The organism is Mucilaginibacter sp. OK098 (genome assembly GCF_900142915.1).
In the GTDB taxonomy this organism is placed as follows: Bacteria; Bacteroidota; Bacteroidia; order Sphingobacteriales; family Sphingobacteriaceae; genus Mucilaginibacter.
On the sequence record NZ_FRCM01000001.1, the window covers coordinates 1,664,375 to 1,680,667 of the forward strand.

At 40.5% G+C, this 16,293-nt stretch carries 20 protein-coding genes; 7 read left to right on the plus strand and 13 right to left on the minus strand.

Annotated elements, in window-relative coordinates; all coding sequences use genetic code 11:
- Both BUE31_RS06965 and BUE31_RS06970 read left to right on the plus strand, forming a co-directional pair.
- Positions 1-1,065, plus strand: coding sequence for a beta-ketoacyl synthase chain length factor (locus tag BUE31_RS06965; protein ID WP_073401483.1), 1,065 nt, complete (start codon positions 1-3; stop codon positions 1,063-1,065).
- 9 nt (positions 1,066-1,074) lie between these two features.
- Positions 1,075-1,458, plus strand: coding sequence for an ApeI family dehydratase (locus tag BUE31_RS06970; protein ID WP_073401485.1), 384 nt, complete (start codon positions 1,075-1,077; stop codon positions 1,456-1,458).
- Positions 1,459-1,543: 85 nt separating this feature from the next.
- On the opposite strand, the gene BUE31_RS06975 is transcribed toward BUE31_RS06970, so the two are convergent.
- The 9 genes from BUE31_RS06975 to BUE31_RS07015 are packed head-to-tail and all read right to left on the minus strand — an operon-like array spanning position 1,544 to position 8,220.
- Complete coding sequence (locus BUE31_RS06975; protein WP_200801869.1) at positions 1,544-1,897, minus strand: VOC family protein; 354 nt, start codon at positions 1,895-1,897, stop codon at positions 1,544-1,546.
- Positions 1,898-1,911: 14 nt separating this feature from the next.
- On the minus strand, positions 1,912-2,175 hold the full coding sequence (locus tag BUE31_RS06980; protein WP_073401487.1) for a phosphopantetheine-binding protein: 264 nt from the start codon (positions 2,173-2,175) through the stop codon (positions 1,912-1,914).
- Between the two features lie 8 nt (positions 2,176-2,183).
- Positions 2,184-3,464, minus strand: a complete 1,281-nt coding sequence (locus BUE31_RS06985) for an ABC transporter permease (protein WP_073401489.1) — start codon at positions 3,462-3,464, stop codon at positions 2,184-2,186.
- Positions 3,457-4,218 (minus strand): ABC transporter ATP-binding protein, encoded by a 762-nt coding sequence (locus BUE31_RS06990; protein WP_073401491.1) that lies wholly within the window; start codon positions 4,216-4,218, stop codon positions 3,457-3,459. The genes BUE31_RS06985 and BUE31_RS06990 overlap by 8 nt, the downstream gene beginning before the upstream one ends.
- Positions 4,209-5,222, minus strand: a complete 1,014-nt coding sequence (locus BUE31_RS06995) for a BtrH-related acyltransferase DarH (protein WP_073401493.1) — start codon at positions 5,220-5,222, stop codon at positions 4,209-4,211. The genes BUE31_RS06990 and BUE31_RS06995 overlap by 10 nt, the downstream gene beginning before the upstream one ends.
- Positions 5,212-5,619, minus strand: a complete 408-nt coding sequence (locus BUE31_RS07000) for a flexirubin biosynthesis protein DarG (RefSeq protein ID WP_073401495.1) — start codon at positions 5,617-5,619, stop codon at positions 5,212-5,214. The genes BUE31_RS06995 and BUE31_RS07000 overlap by 11 nt, the downstream gene beginning before the upstream one ends.
- A gap of 9 nt (positions 5,620-5,628) precedes the next feature.
- Entirely contained in the window at positions 5,629-6,777 is a 1,149-nt protein-coding gene (locus BUE31_RS07005) for a dialkylresorcinol biosynthesis protein DarB (RefSeq protein WP_073401497.1), read from the minus strand.
- 7 nt (positions 6,778-6,784) lie between these two features.
- On the minus strand, positions 6,785-7,690 hold the full coding sequence (locus tag BUE31_RS07010; RefSeq protein ID WP_073401499.1) for a hypothetical protein: 906 nt from the start codon (positions 7,688-7,690) through the stop codon (positions 6,785-6,787).
- A gap of 35 nt (positions 7,691-7,725) precedes the next feature.
- On the minus strand, positions 7,726-8,220 hold the full coding sequence (locus BUE31_RS07015; RefSeq protein ID WP_083619401.1) for a hypothetical protein: 495 nt from the start codon (positions 8,218-8,220) through the stop codon (positions 7,726-7,728).
- A gap of 251 nt (positions 8,221-8,471) precedes the next feature.
- Between BUE31_RS07015 and BUE31_RS07020 the strand changes: the two genes are divergently transcribed.
- From BUE31_RS07020 to BUE31_RS07040, 5 genes are read left to right on the plus strand one after another with little or no spacing between them, the layout of a single operon-like run.
- Complete coding sequence (locus BUE31_RS07020) at positions 8,472-9,287, plus strand: SDR family oxidoreductase (protein WP_073401501.1); 816 nt, start codon at positions 8,472-8,474, stop codon at positions 9,285-9,287.
- Positions 9,288-9,306: 19 nt separating this feature from the next.
- Positions 9,307-9,768 (plus strand): 3-hydroxyacyl-ACP dehydratase FabZ family protein, encoded by a 462-nt coding sequence (locus BUE31_RS07025; protein WP_073401773.1) that lies wholly within the window; start codon positions 9,307-9,309, stop codon positions 9,766-9,768.
- On the plus strand, positions 9,765-11,042 hold the full coding sequence (locus BUE31_RS07030) for a beta-ketoacyl-[acyl-carrier-protein] synthase family protein (RefSeq protein WP_073401503.1): 1,278 nt from the start codon (positions 9,765-9,767) through the stop codon (positions 11,040-11,042). The genes BUE31_RS07025 and BUE31_RS07030 overlap by 4 nt, the downstream gene beginning before the upstream one ends.
- A gap of 1 nt (position 11,043) precedes the next feature.
- Complete coding sequence (locus tag BUE31_RS07035) at positions 11,044-11,301, plus strand: acyl carrier protein (RefSeq protein WP_073401505.1); 258 nt, start codon at positions 11,044-11,046, stop codon at positions 11,299-11,301.
- Entirely contained in the window at positions 11,298-11,966 is a 669-nt protein-coding gene (locus tag BUE31_RS07040) for a 4'-phosphopantetheinyl transferase family protein (protein ID WP_073401507.1), read from the plus strand. Before BUE31_RS07035 ends, BUE31_RS07040 begins: the two co-directional genes overlap by 4 nt.
- Here the strand turns inward: BUE31_RS07040 and BUE31_RS07045 are convergent.
- From BUE31_RS07045 to BUE31_RS07060, 4 genes are all read right to left on the minus strand, one after another.
- The gene (locus tag BUE31_RS07045; RefSeq protein ID WP_073401509.1) at positions 11,963-13,183 is read right to left on the minus strand and encodes a DUF1015 family protein; all 1,221 of its coding nucleotides are present in this window, start codon (positions 13,181-13,183) and stop codon (positions 11,963-11,965) included. The two genes, BUE31_RS07040 and BUE31_RS07045, sit on opposite strands and share 4 nt — an antisense overlap.
- Positions 13,184-13,214: 31 nt before the next feature.
- Positions 13,215-14,258 carry a class 1 fructose-bisphosphatase gene (gene fbp, locus BUE31_RS07050; protein ID WP_073401511.1) on the minus strand — a complete coding sequence of 348 codons (1,044 nt, stop codon included), beginning with the start codon at positions 14,256-14,258 and terminating at the stop codon, positions 13,215-13,217.
- A 257-nt stretch (positions 14,259-14,515) separates the two neighbouring features.
- On the minus strand, positions 14,516-15,430 hold the full coding sequence (locus tag BUE31_RS07055) for a PorP/SprF family type IX secretion system membrane protein (protein ID WP_073401513.1): 915 nt from the start codon (positions 15,428-15,430) through the stop codon (positions 14,516-14,518).
- A gap of 270 nt (positions 15,431-15,700) precedes the next feature.
- The coding region (locus tag BUE31_RS07060; RefSeq protein WP_143167032.1) for a T9SS type B sorting domain-containing protein at positions 15,701-16,293 on the minus strand (593 nt) is incomplete at its 5' end.

Here is a 16,293-nt window from a genome sequence, read left to right on the forward strand (position 1 = left end):
ATGAAAGTATATATCCGCTCAGCCGCCTGCATCTCAGCCCAAAAAACTTTCGGCACCAATGATCTTTTAACGGATGTTGTTGAATATAACAGTACCCGCTTAACACTTATTGAACCTGACTATAAAGAATATATTGACCCAAAGCTTATCCGCAGGATGAGCCATGTAATAAAAATGGGAGTAGCTGCTGCAAAGGAATGCTTAAAAAATGGTGAGACCGAAATGCCCGGCGCCATTATTACCGGCACCGCATTTGGCTGCATCGAAGATACGGTAACCTTTTTAACCCGAACCATTGAACAGAACGAAGAACTGCTGCCGCCAACAGCCTTCATACAGTCTACTCACAATACGGTAGCAGCACAAATAGCTTTAATGCTAAAGTGCCATGCTTATAACAATACGTTTGTACACAAAGGCGTATCTTTTGAAAGTGCTTTGTTTGATGCCATAATGCTTTTAAAAGAACAGGAGGCAGACAATATTTTGGTAGGTGGAACGGAAGAAATGACCGACACCAGCTTTACTATTTTAACCCGCCTGGGTTTATATAAACGTCAGCCGGTTTCAAACCTGTTGCTCTACTCAGCCGAAACAAAAGGAACAATAGGCGGCGAAGGTGCTGCATTTTTTCTACTTACTGATAAACCATCGGCTGATAATATGGCTGAGCTTACCGCAATCAATACCTTTTATAAACCCAAAGACACGCAGGATATTGAAAAACGGATCACAGCATTTTTAGCAGCCAATTCATTAAGTCCGGACGATATTGATTTGGTGATCACCGGAAAAAATGGCGATGCAAGGAATGATGAGATCCATAAACAACTGAGCAACTCACTGTTTAAAAACAACTCCCTTGCTAATTACAAGCACCTGTGCGGAGAATATACTGTAGCATCATCATTTGCATTATGGCTGGCATCAAATATCATAAAAAAGGGAATCGTGCCTGAAGTAATTTTGGAAAACAAATTAAAAGTTGCCGCGCCTAAAAAAGTACTGATCCATAACCATTACCAAAATAAATATCATTCATTAATGCTGGTTTCTGCTATTTAACTTATCGGGATGGAAATTGTAAATGATGCGATATTTAGAATTGACAAATTAGAGCATTCGGATAATTTGATCAAAGCAGACCTTTCCATCAATGCAAACAGTTCTATATTTAAAGGTCATTTCCCGGGACAGCCGGTAGTGCCCGGAGCATGTATGCTGCAGCTGGTTAAAGAGGTATTAGAAGATGCTTTAGGGCAATCTTTACAAATACAAAAAGCAGGCTATTTGAAGTTTATCGCTATGACTGATCCGCTGGTCACTTTATCAATGCAATTAGAGATAGCTTATAAATTTATTGAGGATTTGATTAGCATAACAGGTAAATTGAGTGACGGGGAAAGGGTATGTTTTAAATGCTCCGCCATTGCCGGTGTTGTCACCGGCAATCGATGATGTTTGTGTTATAAAATTAGCAGCTGGCACTCTACAAGCACAAACTTATTGGTAAATGTTGGTGACAACACCAACATTGGCGGGGTTATTTCTTATATAATTCAATCTTTCTGCCATCCGGATCAATTATTACCGCCATAAGGCCAAATTCCGTTTCCTCGGGTCCGGATGCAAAAACCACATTAGTTGAGCGTAGTTTTTCAATCACACTTTCAAAATCATCCAGAGTAAATCCAAGCCTTAAACTTAAATCAGGATTTTCCTGACCTTTAGTTAGCGGGTAAATTTCCAGTAAAATTTCCCCAATATGCCCACTGTAATGAAAGGGGGAATTCCCGTGTTGGTGGTACGCAAATTCTAAGTTAAAAAGCGAATAGAATTCCGCCAGCCGTTTTGGATCGCTTGTTCTTATAACTATAAGGTTAAGCTCTATGGTCATAAGTTGGCAACGTGTTATTTTTTACCGTGTTCAGCTATATAATCAGCCATTGTAGCCACATCGATCAAAACTTTACGGCCTTCCCTGGGATCCCTTATATCAATCCCATATTCTTTTTTTAATAACACGATCAGCTCAAGCGAATCAATTGAATCCAAACCCAGGCCATCGCCAAATAAAGGTTCATCGTCTTTTATATCAGCTGGTGTAAGGTCTGTAAGGTTTAAAAACTTTATAATTTGGGTTTTTAGTTGTTCTCTTAGTTGTGTAGTGTCCATGCGGGCAATTATATTAAATTCTTTCGTTTTAACCCTATAAAGGTTACAAATTGAAATACAAGCGTTATAATAAACAAAGGTATGATATTGTTTACAACATCCTTTAGTTTTCCTCCCTCGAGGAATAATGTGTAGTAAGCCTGCAGACACCAGTGCATTGGTGATATGTCAGCAGCCGATTTAAAAAAGCCCTGCATAGCAAAGCTGGGCACCATTAAGCCGCCAACGCAGGCTAATATTACAATTGATACGGCGCCAAAGCCATTGGCCTGCTCCTGTGTATCTGCAAACACGCCAACGCATATGGCATAGCTAACCGCGCACCATCCGCAAACAACGGTAACAATAACCAAAGCTAAAATATCGGCGGGCAAATTCAGTGCAGGCAACCCAAAGAACGGGAACAGCCAGATGCCTATTGAAAATATTACCGCTGCTTGTAACATTGTAACCAACAAGTAAACGATCTGCTTTGATAGCAAGCCCACCATATAATTTGTTGGCAGTGTTTTAAGCCTGATAAAACTGCCGCTTACCTTTTCCCTCACCACGCTCCCACCTAGCGACATGATGATAAAGAACATGGCAAAAATTGTCCATGCCGGTACATTGTGCTGAGTAGCATTTGGTGTGGTGCGGGTACCATCTTTACTAACCGGGATCTCATTGATGGCTGTTTTATTATTCAGCATTTCATTTTCCAGGCTTGCCGGCAGCTGTTTTTCGTTGATAGAAAAGTAAAGGCTTCTTAAAGTTTCCCTGCTTTCAACCAATTGTAAGGCGCTGCGGATTGCTCCCTGTACAGACATCCTGATCGATTCCTGTAAAATTGGATTATAATAAACAGTAAGCGGATCAATATCTCCGGCCTCGTGTTTAACCGAATCGCCTTCAAGTCCAAAGCTCTTTAAAGCCTTGCCTGCAATACTTTTTGATTTTGCTGAAACTTTAACTGAAAAATTGGCCGGAATAATAACCCCAAGTGTAGCATCCTTTTGGTGCATAGCATCGGTCATCTGCTTTTCGCTTTGATCACCGCTTACCTGCGACACCTTGAACATGCCTATTTTATTTATTGCAGCTATCAATTGTTTGCTGGCCTGCCCGGTATCGTTATTATTGATGATGATAGGCAGCCGGTTTTTATTCACCAGTTGAAAGGTGCTATTTTGGATACTGGTAACAACCACAACCAAAATAATGGGCATCACAAACATCAGCGAAATCCCCACCTTATCGCGCAGCAAAATCCTGAGATCTTTTATTATGGTGGATTTGAGCTTAAACATCGTTCCTGAGATCCTTTCCTGTTAAGTCCAAAAACATTTGTTCCAGGCTATCTTGTTTATGATCTTTCAATAGTTTACCCAGGCTATCCTGTGCTATAATTTTACCATCATCAATCAACGCTACCTTCTCACATAAGCCCTCAGCCTCGCTTAACTGGTGCGAAGTGTATATCAATGTGGTGCCGTTCTTATTCAATTCCTTCAGGTAATCAATAATGGCAAGCCTTGTTTGTACATCAACGCCAACGGTAGGTTCATCCAAAAACAGTATTGAAGGTTTATGGATCACACCAATTGCCAGGTTTACCCTGCGCTTCATCCCTCCGCTAAATTTCCCAACCTGTTTATTACGCACATCATTGAGGCCCAGAATCCCCAGCAATTCATCGGTCCTGGTTTTAATAGTCTTTTTATCTAATCCACTCCATGCGCCAAAAAACTGCAGATTTTCAACCGGACTCAGTTCCTGGTAAAAAGAAAAATCCTGCGGCACAAAACCAAACAGCTTGTTTACCGCGTTGTTCTGTTTACCAACATCCTGCCCCAAAAGCTTGATATGTCCTTCATCAGCAGTAAGTAAACCAGTCATCAGGCTAATAAGCGTAGTTTTACCGGCGCCGTTAGGTCCGAATAATCCAAAGCGCTCGCCTTTAGCTACCTTCAAGTTTAGCTTTGAAAACGATACCTCCGGGTTACCGGGATAACGGAATCCCATATCCTCAACATCTATAGCTAATGGACCTGTTACTGCCATTTTATTTTCTTTAAAGTTTCAAAAGCAGCTTTTTCCACCGCGGCAATTTCGAGCAGATAATCGCCCATGGTGTTAAAATCTTCCTGGCTGCCTATCCTGCCTTTATAAATTCCGGCAGCATGTACAGCAGCAGTACGCCACATGTCTCCCGCTTTAGTGAATATACTGCTGATCTCCGTCAATTGGTTGCCTGGCAGGTAAACATCTGCCTCCTGCAGAAACGCGCCATAGATATACCTAAAACCACCGCCGCCGGTGCCAATCTCTTCTTGCATACGCACCATTTGCGCTAAATAGAGGCCGGCTTTTTCAAGCCCTAGCTTATCGCGCCACTTTTTTATTTTAAGGCCGGTGTTCTTTATTCCGCTGATCCCCGCAAAGCTTCCGGGTATGCTCAACATATTATAAACGTTTTTTTTGATACCGCTTTTTATAGCTTGTTTTATTTGCTCATTGGTAATATCCTTATTTTCTTTAGGGTAATAAATATGCCCTTTAGGCGATAATGCTCCTTTTGCAAAACGCACCCTTTCCAGCTGATAGCTATCAAGGATATTTGTGTTCTCCATTATTGGATCGCTCACCAAATAGTTATCCCCTTCTTTACCATAAACTATTAAGTTATGTCCATTAAAGTGGAAGCGGTATTCTTTTGGAAAATAAGGCAGATAATAAACCCCTACCTGGCAGCCCACAGCATGCCCATTATCTAAACACTCATCCAAAAAAGTTTGAGCCTTTTCTTTCGAACTGAATTTCTTTCTTGCAACCGGGATATTTAGCGATTTGCAGGTTCGGTTAAAAATAAAACCCGGCATAGTGCGGAATGCTATTGCAGGCCCGTTGTTAACCTTTATAAGTGGGATATAGGCAAAAAACAGACCTGCCCCAATACCAAAAGCAAGCGGCTCGGTTATTTTGCCGCCTGATGCATTCCATAATAAGTTGCTGGTAACGCCCGATTCACAATGTGCAGCCTGACGATGTTCAAAATCAATCTTCATGCACGGTCATAGTTTTAAGGTCTTCCACCTTTATGTTAAACGCCTCGGCGTATTTTTGTAATTTTTTGTCGGATAAACTTTTAAACACATTCGGATTTAAGTGCCGTTTTATCTGCCATTTCCAAAACCCGGTATAGCCTGCTAAAATAGCAATGTCCATCAGCCGGTATTCTATAAAAAACAAAAGCGGACTCGCCTTTCCATCAATCACCTGTTGTTTAGCGGCAGCAATACGCTTTTCAATATCGCCCCAGGCCGTATCAAGCGCTGTAATTTTTACATCCCAGCCGCTGCTTAGCTCGGTAACGTATTTGCCGTTACTATCAGTTGCATAGCAAACTTCTTTGGTTATTTTACCAAGCGAGCTCAGGTCCTGTGGCACATCATCCTTCTTCATCGGATTAGTTTAGCAAACGGTAAGCATTGCATACATGTACGAGAAACGCGCGCTTTCGGGTACCAACAGCAGGATCTTTTCACCTTTTTTTAACCTGCCGCTTTTAAACAGCTCGTCAATCATCAGGTAAACCGAAGCAGCGCCAACATTACCCACTGTATACAGGTTGATAAACCATTTTTCGTAAGGGATCCCACCACCGTATTCCTCAATCATATCATAGATCTTACTTTTGAAAAAGTTGCTGCTGATATGCGGTAAAAAGTAATCTATATCATTAACAGTAAGGCCTTTCTTTTCAAAGATCTCCTTTATCTTCCTTCCACCCAGCGGAACTATATTGTCACTTAACAAGGTAATGTCCTGCTTTACACTGAAGATAGATTTGGTCATTACCTCTTCGGGTGTATAGTCCATAAAGCCTTTTAGTGAGCCATCTTCCTGTTTTTCGCCCCCCATATACATACAGGTTTTCATCTCGTTGGCGTAGGATACACCTTCTATCCATTCAACCCTAAGGGATAATCCTTTTTCATTTGGCTTATCAGTCATTAAAAATGCTGATGCGCCATCTGATAACATCCAGCGTAAAAAATCCTTTTGAAAAGCGATAAATGGGTTTTCTTCCATCTCTTTCAATTTCTGTGCTTCTTCTTCAAAAACCTCTGAAACAAGCAAGCCCGAAAATCTTTCTGATCCTGTAGCAACCGCCTTTGTAACCTCGCCCGATTTAATGGCCAGGTAAGCATATTTTAAGGCATGCATCCCTGCACAGCAAACTCCTGAAGGTGAAACCACTTCAATCCCTCCTACTTCAGGGATCCAGCCATGCGTCATTACGCCATGGCTTGGCATCATCTGGTCGGGCGACGAGGTGCCACATGAAAGCAATTCAAGCCCCTTCATCTTTTCAGGGTCGTTATCAAACAAGGCCCTAACTGCCTCAGCGGTCATTTGTGCATTAGTATGCGTTGATTTACGATCTTTTGTCAGGGCGTAATACCTGTTTATAATTCCGTTATTACGAAGTACTATTTTTTTTGATTTTGAGGGTCTATTATCAATATACCCCAGGTATTGCTCCATTTCATCATTTGAAACAGGCTCATTAGGGAAAAACGCTGAAGTATGATTGATATAAACTTTGGTATCAGACATATTGGGGTTATTGGTTTGTAACTTGTAAGTATTTTAATTTGTTTCTTTTAATTCGTTTTGATGAAAAAGGCTTTAAAAATATAGCATCGAGTGTAAGTAAAACCGGTGCGCCTAAAAACAGTGCAATAAAAAGATAATATTTAAAGGCAGCAAGCCATGGGGTCCTATTTTTACGCTTAGCAATAAACTTTGCCCACACTGCAAATATCGGTTTTGCCCTTGCTTCAATAAACATAAGCTTATAACTAATTTCAACGGCCTTTTGTTCTATTAATTCGTTCTGCAAAGTATCCCACTCATTATTTTCCAGGTGTTTAGCAACAGTTTTCCCATATTCTGCAGTGCCGGCTATATCCTTATCTGAAACACCGGGTTTTGGGAAAATATTTAAATAACTGTCCTTTTTTCCGGTCAGCATCCAGTAAAAAATGGTGATAAAACTTATTGGGTTTGGGTGTTTATCTAATAATGCCACATTCCCAACTAATTTTGCGCCTGCATCTTTGATCATATTTCGAACGCGGACGTAGGAATTTATCCACATATTACGTCCGGCGCTTATCGTTATAACGGGTGTATCTTTTATTATTGCTTTAAAATCTTCGCTTTGTAATAATGAATTACTTGGAATGCTTGGCGACAAGAACCATGGCTGATAACCTAAGATCACCAAATCATACTTTGTGTCCTTTAAATTTAGCGGTTCAATTGGTTCAGGGATGCCTAAAACGCAGTTTGGCATTACCGAAAAAAAACTTGATCCCGTCCACGGAAATTTATAATCCGAAACAAGCTTTACCTGTGTTTTTTCAACAGATGCGCCCGCCTCAACCAGTGGAGCAATAAATGTATCAATGATCGTTCCCATCTGGCCCGACTGGGTATAATAAATAGCAAGGATCTTTTTACTCATTTGGGCGCAAAGTTAAAACTATCTCTTTAGCGAAGTTAAAAATCTTCTGCATGCAGCACTTTTGAATTTTTACAGTAATCAATAATTGCATGCTGCACCGATTCGGGTAAGTTTTTAAAATTCTTCCGGACTATTAATTTATCTTTTTCAATATCGTTATGGTACTTAACAATTTTTGGTGCATGTTCCTCAATAGCAAGCCTTAAAAAATGGTATTCTGTATTGTCAGCATCGGCAAGTAAAGCGGTTTCCAGCTTTATACGCCCTTGTTTAAAAAACTTTAATTTTTGTGATGGGACGGCAACTTTACCTGCCTTTCGCATTAACAAAGCGCCTTCATAGCCTTCTTTATTAGGAGATGAGGACGTTTGCACTATTCCTATCTGGCTGTTTATAGCATCCAGGTTGCCAGAGTCCATTACAGCATAAAAAGCAGCCTTCTCAAATTTTTGCTGAGCGATGGATGTTTTTACAAATCCAAGTAATACCAGGAACACAAGCCATATTTTCCACTTATAAATCATTTTCATAACTATCAAACATAATTAAATATAAACTTTCGGCAAGCTAATTATCTGCAAAAATTGAATTTTGATAAGTGGTACTTCAATTACTATCCGCCATTTAACACATAACCTCAAGAATTGTTATAATATATGTGATGTATACATTAAATTTAAGGTATTTTCACTTACTTTGAGGTTGCAATTATTGGGTAATCAGTTTTATAAGTTAACATTAAGAAGACAGATTAAAGCTACAAAGGTTTAAAGCAGTTTTAATGGATAAAAATCTACTATTTAAAGGTTTATGGGCGGTTATTTTAGGTGGATCGAGCGGATTTGGATATGCCGCTGCGGAAAAGCTTGCCAAGCATGGTATGAACATAGCCGTCCTTTATCGTGAAAATAAATCCGCAGATAAGGCGCTCAAAGAAAAACTGGCTCAAATTGCCGAAGCTAACTCAACACTCATTTTACCTTTCAACATAAATGCGCTTGACCAAACCGGGCGTGAACTATTTATAAAAGAATTTACAGCTATCGCTCCAAAAAACAGCGTAAAACTTTTACTCCATAGCATTGCCCGCGGTAATTTAAAACCACTTACCATTAAGAATAACCAGGAAGATGAGGCTTACAATACCTTGTCTGTCGACGATATCCAGATGACCACTTACGCCATGTCAACCAGTTTGCTCGACTGGACAAAATCACTTTTAAATGCTGATCTTTTCCACAGCGACGGGCGCATAATTGGTTTAACCAGCGAAGGCGCCCATAAATACTGGGAAGGTTATGCGGCTGTGTCAATTGCCAAGTCGTCTCTGGAGAGTTTGGCAAAATACATGGCCGTTGAATTTAGCGCTTATGGCCTAAAAACCAATGTAATACAGGCAGGTGTAACCGAAACAGCCTCACTAAAAAAGATCCCCGGAAGTGAGCGATTGCTGGAAATGGGAATAAAAAGAAACCCTTTAGGAAGAATGACAAAACCAGATGACGTTGCCGGTGTTATCTACCTGCTATGTACAGATGAGTCCTTTTGGATAAATGGCTCAATTATTCATGTAGATGGCGGTGAACATTGCCGGTAACATTATTTTTAACAGATCTATGAATAATCATATATTAAACCATTTACCATATAAATCGTCTTTCCGTTTTGTAGATAATATCTCGCTGCTTAGTGAAAATGAAGTTAGAGGGGAGTATACCTTAAAACAGGATTCCTTTTTTTACGAAGATCATTTTGCAGGGAACCCGGTAACACCCGGTGTTATTATTACTGAAATTATGGCGCAAATTGGCCTGGTAGTTTTAGGAATATTTTTGATATTAAAGGAAACAGACTTTAATTTTAATGACGATGCAGATCTGTTTCCTTTGCTTACGTCAACAGATGTTTCTTTTTTTAAAATGGTTTTACCGGGTCAAAAAGTTACTGTAGTTTCTAAAAAACAATATTTCCGCTTCGGGAAGCTGAAGTGCTATGTTGAGATGCTGGACAGTGAACACGAAGTTGTGGCAAAGGGGATGTTTTCGGGCATCATAAAAAATATCGAATTAAAAAAATGAGCAAGCGTGTTGTAGTTACGGGAATGGGCATTGTGTCGCCAAACGGTATAGGAATCCCGGCTTTTTTACATGCTTTACAAAATGGCATATCAGGCATAAAGTTTATGCCGCGTTACCATGATCTTAATTTCAGTTGCCAGGTTGCGGGGATGCCTGCGTTTGAATGGGAAAGCTTAAAACACAAGAACTACATCTCCGAAGTTACTTTTCATGGTTTAAAAGGCACCAATATCGGTTATGGCCTGGCAGCGGCGCTTGATGCCTGGGCCGATTCAGGCATGGGTTACGAAACTGAAGAGCCGCGCTGGGAAACCGGCTGTGTGTTCGGTAACAGTATTGCCGATACAGAGGCCATGAAAAACGTAATAGCTAAAGTTGATAACAAAGAAGCAAGAAAACTAGGCTCTCGAGTAGTTGAGCAAGCCATGAACAGCGGTGTTACTTCATACATATCAGGCAGGTTAGGATTGGGCAATAAAATCATCACCAATTCGTCTGCTTGTGCAACAGGTACACAGGCTATATTGATGGGCTATGAGTATATTAAAGATGGTTATGCAAAACGTATGATTGTTGGTAGCGCCGAACATGTTGATACTTATGTTTACGGAGCCTTTGATTCCATGCGGGTATTATCACGCAAGTTTAATGATAATCCCGAAAAAGCCTCAAGGCCAATGAGCTTAACAGCAGGCGGCTTTGTACCGGGTTCGGGCGCAGGAGCATTGGTTTTGGAGGACCTGGATTTTGCATTGGAACGTGGTGCACATATTTACGCCGAGGTTTTAGGAGGTTCCAGTAATTCAGGTGGCCAACGCCAGGGAGGCACCATGACGGCCGCTAATTCAACAGGCGTTACCAGGTGCATTAATGAAGCAATAGCAAATTCAGGCATAAGCGGGGACCAAATTGATCTGATCAGCGGCCATTTAACGGCAACAAATGCCGACAGGCAGGAAATTCAGACCTGGAGCCAGGCTTTAAACCGAACCGGGGATAATTTCCCGCTCACCAATTCATTAAAGTCAATGATAGGCCATTGTCTTAGTGCGGCAGGTTCAATTGAAACTGTGGCATCCATATTGCAGATAGTGCATGGGTTTGTGCATCCGAATATAAATTTTGAAGATCCTAACCCCGAAATAACAAATTTGGTAAGTTTAGATAAGCTGCCTGTTAAAATGATAAAAAAAGAAGTTAACATTGTAGCTAAAGCAAACTTTGGCTTTGGGGATGTTAACGCCTGTTTAATACTAAGTAAATACAAAAAATAAAATGACAAGACAAGAAATTTTAAGTGAGCTCAAAACGGTTATTTCCCCCTATACTACGAATAAGGAGATGCTGGCTGGCATTAATGACCAAACTGATCTCATAAAAGATTTAAAGATCAATTCCGCTAACCTGGTAGATATAATTATAGATGCAGAAGCTAAATATGATATCGAGATTGATTATGATTCTGCAGATAAAATGGTGAACGTGGGTACATGCATTGATGTGATAAGCGAAAAACTCAGTGAAAAAATATGATCAGTACCGGTAACGATATTGTATCATTAAATGCAATAAACATTACCCGTACCAAGCAGTATAAATTTTACTCCAAAATACTTTCTGACTCAGAAAAGCCCCTGTATAACGAGTTTGGTTTAGCCGGAATACCTTTCGAAAGTTTCGTTTGGTTATTGTGGTCAATAAAAGAATCAGCCTATAAATCCCTGCAAAGAAATGATCCCGGCTTGATATTCACGCCCATAAAATTTATGGTTGAAGGCCTTTACCTGCCTTCAGATTTTGTAGTACCGGGCTTTGGTACTACAAAATCTGAAGGAACAGGGTTTGATAATCAAACCTGCATAAAAGGGGTGGTTACCTTTGGCTCAAACACATTGTATTCATGCTCATTAATATGCCATGAATTCATTTTTTCAGTTGTAAGTCATGATGACAGCTTTGAAAAAACCTGCTGGGGCATAAAATTGATAGATAATCCTGATCATGAAAATCAATCAAAAGAGGTTAGGTTGTTTTTGATTGAAAAATTGCAACAGCTTTATGGAGCCAATGATTTCAACATAATAAAAAGCCCGCATAATTGCCCTATCCTGTTAAAAGGCACAGAAGAATCTGCAATTCCTGTTTCTTTATCTCATCATGAACAATTTATAGCTTATTCCTTTCAAATTGAGGGTTAAAAATGACAATGCATTAATAACCCATATGGCACCTTGGGGTCTATCCAGGTAGATTTTGGCGGCAATATTTCACCAGCATCAGCTACTGCAATCAATTGGTTAACCGTAAGCGCGCAAAGTGTAAAGGCAATAGCATTTGGGTATATTTCCAGTAATGTCTGTAATTCTTCAATTGCCATTTCCCCTCCAACGCACTTTAAGCGCACATCTGTTCCCGCATCAATGATGCCTAATACCGGGGCTAATAACTGCTCCTGCAAAACAGAAACATCCAGCATTGCAGCAACTCCTTTACCAGGTATTTCTCTTGGAGTAAGGATAAACCATTTTCCATTTAAATACATGCCTATCAGGCCATTTTCGTTTGGTTGTACCGGCCGGTTACTTCGTGCCTTTTGTACAGAAAAGCTTTCCAGTATTTTATCCATCAATACTCCCTTTTCAATTGGTTCCACAGGCAAAACCACGCGATCATATTCTTGCATCCGCAGTTGATCGCTGGCAATATACAGGGACGAAATGGTATCGAATACAGTTAAACCGGCAGCCTGCTGTTCTGCAGCCAGCCTGTCGGCAGATTCCAGCCGGTGATGACCATCAGCCAGGTAAACGGTATCAATTTGAGCAAATGCTTCGATAAGCTTTTTTATTGTAGCTTCATCTTCAATCTTCCAAAGCCTGTGAAAGCCCTCCCTGTTACCTAAGCTTGTCTTTTTGCTATTGGCACGTGTTTCGGCTATAATACGATTAATTACCAGGTGCGGTGGGTAAGTTAGCAGTACCGGGCTGCCTTCCAGCCCGGTATGTTGCCGATAGTTTTTTAGCCTGCGCACACTATCTGCAATTGTTAGTTCATGTGTCTTTATCGTTCCGTTAGTATAGTCAGATAATGCTGTTAGCGTCCAAATACCTGCCTGGCGGTAATTTTTAGTAACAATTTCATAAACATATATTCCCGGCTTTTTTTCACGCCACAATCTATCTTTTTCAAGCAGGTTTTGCAGTGTATGGTTAACTTCCTCATAAGCGTTAGCCTGCCCTTCGGGTGTTTCGGGCCTGTGCCTTGCAATAGTTTCCAATAAGGTCTTCAAAGGCGGTAATGACTCTGCTTTATTCAGGTCACCTGAAACCGACTCAGCCTGCATAGTAGTAAATACCAGCTGATCTGCATATATAGAATTGGGCCTGATAGCACAAAATGGTTTAATATTTGCCATATACCGTTAATTAAATAGGTTTAGTTTAGTGTTAAAAAGCACTTACTATTTCTACCTCTTTAACACCAGGCAATAATTCGGCAGCCATAAAGTTTTCAGCCTGCCTTACCATCTGTTCTGAGCCTATGAAAATAGGCGAGCGCTGGTGCAGTTCTGTTACTTCAATATCAAGGATCCGCGAAGTACCGTTTGTAGCTCTTCCACCGGCTTGTTCTATCAAAAACGCCATCGGATTGCACTCATACACCAATCTTAATTTTCCATTAGGGGCCGAAGCGGTTATCGGGTAAATAAAGATCCCTCCCTTAATAAGGTTCCGGTGTACATCAGCCACCATTGAGCCTATATACCGTGATGAATATGGGCGGTTGGTTGCCTTGTCTTCAACCTGGCAATACTTTATATACCGTTTTACACCCTGTGGAAAATGCACATAGTTGCCTTCATTTATAGAATAGATGAAACCATTTTTGGGGATCTGCATTTCAGGATGCGACAAACAAAACTCACCGATAGAAGGATCAAGTGTAAAACCGTTTACTCCCTTCCCCGTTGTATACACCAGCATGGTCGAAGAGCCATAGATCACATAGCCTGCCGCAACCTGTTCAGTACCGGTTTGTAAAACATCCTCAATTGTTGCAGGGCCTTTTGTTGAACGCCTTCTATAAATAGAAAAGATAGTACCAACCGGAACATTAACATCAATATTTGATGAACCATCCAGCGGGTCAATAGCTACTATATATTTGGCATCTTTAGAAACATCAGTATCTAACCGGATAATATCGTCGTTTTCTTCTGATGCTACAATACAGCATTCGCCACCGCTTTTTAGTGCCGATATAAACTGCTCATTGGCATACACATCAAGCTTTTGCTGGCTTTCTCCCTGTATGTTGGTGCTGCCGGCATTTCCTAAAATATCCATCAGGCCTGCTTTATTTACCTCCCGGTTTACAATTTTGGCGGCAATACCTATGTCGCGAAGCAAACGTGAAAGTTCGCCCTTGGCATATGGAAAGTCAGCTTGTTTTTCAATAATAAATTGCCCTAAAGTAATAAAGTTAGTCATAGACTTAGTGTAAATAATACGCAAGTAATTAATATAATTGGTGGGGCAAGTTAAGCAGATAATGTGCTAAAAAACGAAAAAAAAGGCTAAAATTATTAAAAAAATAAATACCATTGGGGTGTTAAACAAACACTAAGTGTATTGAAAATATACAAAAATCCAACATAAAGATTATAAAATAACATCACTTCACAAAACCAAAAACGCAGCTTCCTGTTTTGGAAAGCTGCGTTTTTTACTTAACGTAATATTTGTTTCTATAACAATTTTCTTTTAGTTATGCCTTTACCAAAACGATAGCTCAGGGTAACTTCGTGCGTAGCCAAATTAAAGCCCCCCAGGTTATTGGACGACGTATTAAACTGGTAGCTGTATCCTACATGGATCTGGTCAAGGTTGAGGGTTATAATGCCAGCCGCCAGTTTATTGTTAGCGCGGTAGCTTCCTCCCAGCCCCAGCGTTTCCTTAATGTATAATATGGTGGAAATATCAGTAACTAGCGGAACGTCTTTGGCATATGAGATCAATACGGATGGTTTTAATTTAAAATCTTCTGCGAGTTCTGTAAGCAGGGCTCCTGTAAAATAATAATGACTTCTAAAGTTATTGTTATTTTGTATTGATGCTGTTCCAAGGCTGGTTATTGTAAGTTCAGGTGCTGATATGCCAAGGTAATACCAATCAGTAAAATACATTATCCCAAAGCCTATATTGGGTTTGGTTTCTCTTACATCATTTGAAAATACAGGATCATTAGGGTCAAGTGTCGAATAATTGGCAATATAATTCCGGATACCCGCATTTAATGATACAGCCAGGTAATCACTCTGCCCCAGTTGGATCGCTTTTGAAAAATAGGCATTTACTTCTGTTTGATGCTCTATGGCAAACTGATCATTATATACAATAAGCCCAGCCGCTCCGTTTATCGACACGATAGGAATGTTGCCATTAAGCAGAAAAGTAGTGGGTGCGCCATCTATGCCCACCCACTGCTTCCTGGCCATTGTATTTATTGAGTAAGCCTGATCAAGCACCGAATATGCCGGGTTAATCGGCGTCAGGTTATCCATATACTGTGTAAAGCTGAACGCCTGGGTTTGTGCCTTAACTTGTTCTTTTGTTCCCAATACAAATAAAGCTAACAGCAGTACTACAATTCTAAAACGCATATATTTTTTATCTGGTTAAATTTAATTCTTTTTTTAATATTCTAAAACTTAATAACCGGTTTTACGTTTAGTTCCGATCCTATACTTCGTATTCTTATTACAAAAACAAATACGGGGTAGTAAAACAGCCTATATTCATTAAATAGAGATGATGGCAAAGCCCGTATCTTTATCCGGATCAATGACATTTGGTCTTCAAAAAAGCCTCACGAAGTTTTAACTCCATGAGGCTGTTTGCATATAAAACATTCAGTTTGCTTTTAGCAGTCTTTAATATTTCAACACCAGGAAGCCGGTTTTATGTTTGGTATCATTGCCGTCCTTGTATTCCAGCGAGTAAAAGTAAGTACCCGCCTGCTGGAGCTTGCCATTGGTATTGGAGTGCCCGTCAAATACTTTTGAAGTATTATCATAGCCTTTTACTTCGTATACCAGCGTGCCACTGCGGCTCATGATCTGCAGCGTGTTATCCGGGTAAGCGCTGATCCCGTCTATCTGCAGGTAGTCGCTTTTGCCGTCGCCATTTGGCGATACATTCTGATGCACCACTACTTCATTTACAGTAACAGGGGCCGTTTGTTTATCATCATACAGGGAGGCAAGTACCGCAGGTGCCTGCCTGGTTATCACTATACTATATGTATTGGTGGTGACGCCGTCTGTTATGCTCGTGGTTATGGTGTTACCTCCTACATTCAGCGTGATCGGGTCTGATGCTGTCCCTGACACTACCGCTACATTATTTACCGTTATGGTAGCGGTGGGATCCGCTGCCGTTGGTGTTATCATAACCGAGCTTACCGAATTATTCACCGTTGACGTATAATCCTTATAATCCGCCCCCGATACAGTGGTCAGCACTA

What these genes read in the sequence shown, in the direction of transcription:
- BUE31_RS06965 (WP_073401483.1), top strand. Translation starts at nt 1, where the DNA reads ATGAAAGTATATATCCGCTCAGCCGCCTGCATCTCAGCCCAAAAAACT.
- BUE31_RS06970 (WP_073401485.1), top strand. Translation starts at nt 1,075, where the DNA reads ATGGAAATTGTAAATGATGCGATATTTAGAATTGACAAATTAGAGCAT.
- BUE31_RS06975 (WP_200801869.1), bottom strand. Translation starts at nt 1,897, where the DNA reads ATGACCATAGAGCTTAACCTTATAGTTATAAGAACAAGCGATCCAAAA.
- BUE31_RS06980 (WP_073401487.1), bottom strand. Translation starts at nt 2,175, where the DNA reads ATGGACACTACACAACTAAGAGAACAACTAAAAACCCAAATTATAAAG.
- BUE31_RS06985 (WP_073401489.1), bottom strand. Translation starts at nt 3,464, where the DNA reads ATGTTTAAGCTCAAATCCACCATAATAAAAGATCTCAGGATTTTGCTG.
- BUE31_RS06990 (WP_073401491.1), bottom strand. Translation starts at nt 4,218, where the DNA reads ATGGCAGTAACAGGTCCATTAGCTATAGATGTTGAGGATATGGGATTC.
- BUE31_RS06995 (WP_073401493.1), bottom strand. Translation starts at nt 5,222, where the DNA reads ATGAAGATTGATTTTGAACATCGTCAGGCTGCACATTGTGAATCGGGC.
- BUE31_RS07000 (WP_073401495.1), bottom strand. Translation starts at nt 5,619, where the DNA reads ATGAAGAAGGATGATGTGCCACAGGACCTGAGCTCGCTTGGTAAAATA.
- BUE31_RS07005 (WP_073401497.1), bottom strand. Translation starts at nt 6,777, where the DNA reads ATGTCTGATACCAAAGTTTATATCAATCATACTTCAGCGTTTTTCCCT.
- BUE31_RS07010 (WP_073401499.1), bottom strand. Translation starts at nt 7,690, where the DNA reads ATGAGTAAAAAGATCCTTGCTATTTATTATACCCAGTCGGGCCAGATG.
- BUE31_RS07015 (WP_083619401.1), bottom strand. Translation starts at nt 8,220, where the DNA reads ATGAAAATGATTTATAAGTGGAAAATATGGCTTGTGTTCCTGGTATTA.
- BUE31_RS07020 (WP_073401501.1), top strand. Translation starts at nt 8,472, where the DNA reads ATGGATAAAAATCTACTATTTAAAGGTTTATGGGCGGTTATTTTAGGT.
- BUE31_RS07025 (WP_073401773.1), top strand. Translation starts at nt 9,307, where the DNA reads ATGAATAATCATATATTAAACCATTTACCATATAAATCGTCTTTCCGT.
- BUE31_RS07030 (WP_073401503.1), top strand. Translation starts at nt 9,765, where the DNA reads ATGAGCAAGCGTGTTGTAGTTACGGGAATGGGCATTGTGTCGCCAAAC.
- BUE31_RS07035 (WP_073401505.1), top strand. Translation starts at nt 11,044, where the DNA reads ATGACAAGACAAGAAATTTTAAGTGAGCTCAAAACGGTTATTTCCCCC.
- BUE31_RS07040 (WP_073401507.1), top strand. Translation starts at nt 11,298, where the DNA reads ATGATCAGTACCGGTAACGATATTGTATCATTAAATGCAATAAACATT.
- BUE31_RS07045 (WP_073401509.1), bottom strand. Translation starts at nt 13,183, where the DNA reads ATGGCAAATATTAAACCATTTTGTGCTATCAGGCCCAATTCTATATAT.
- fbp (WP_073401511.1), bottom strand. Translation starts at nt 14,258, where the DNA reads ATGACTAACTTTATTACTTTAGGGCAATTTATTATTGAAAAACAAGCT.
- BUE31_RS07055 (WP_073401513.1), bottom strand. Translation starts at nt 15,430, where the DNA reads ATGCGTTTTAGAATTGTAGTACTGCTGTTAGCTTTATTTGTATTGGGA.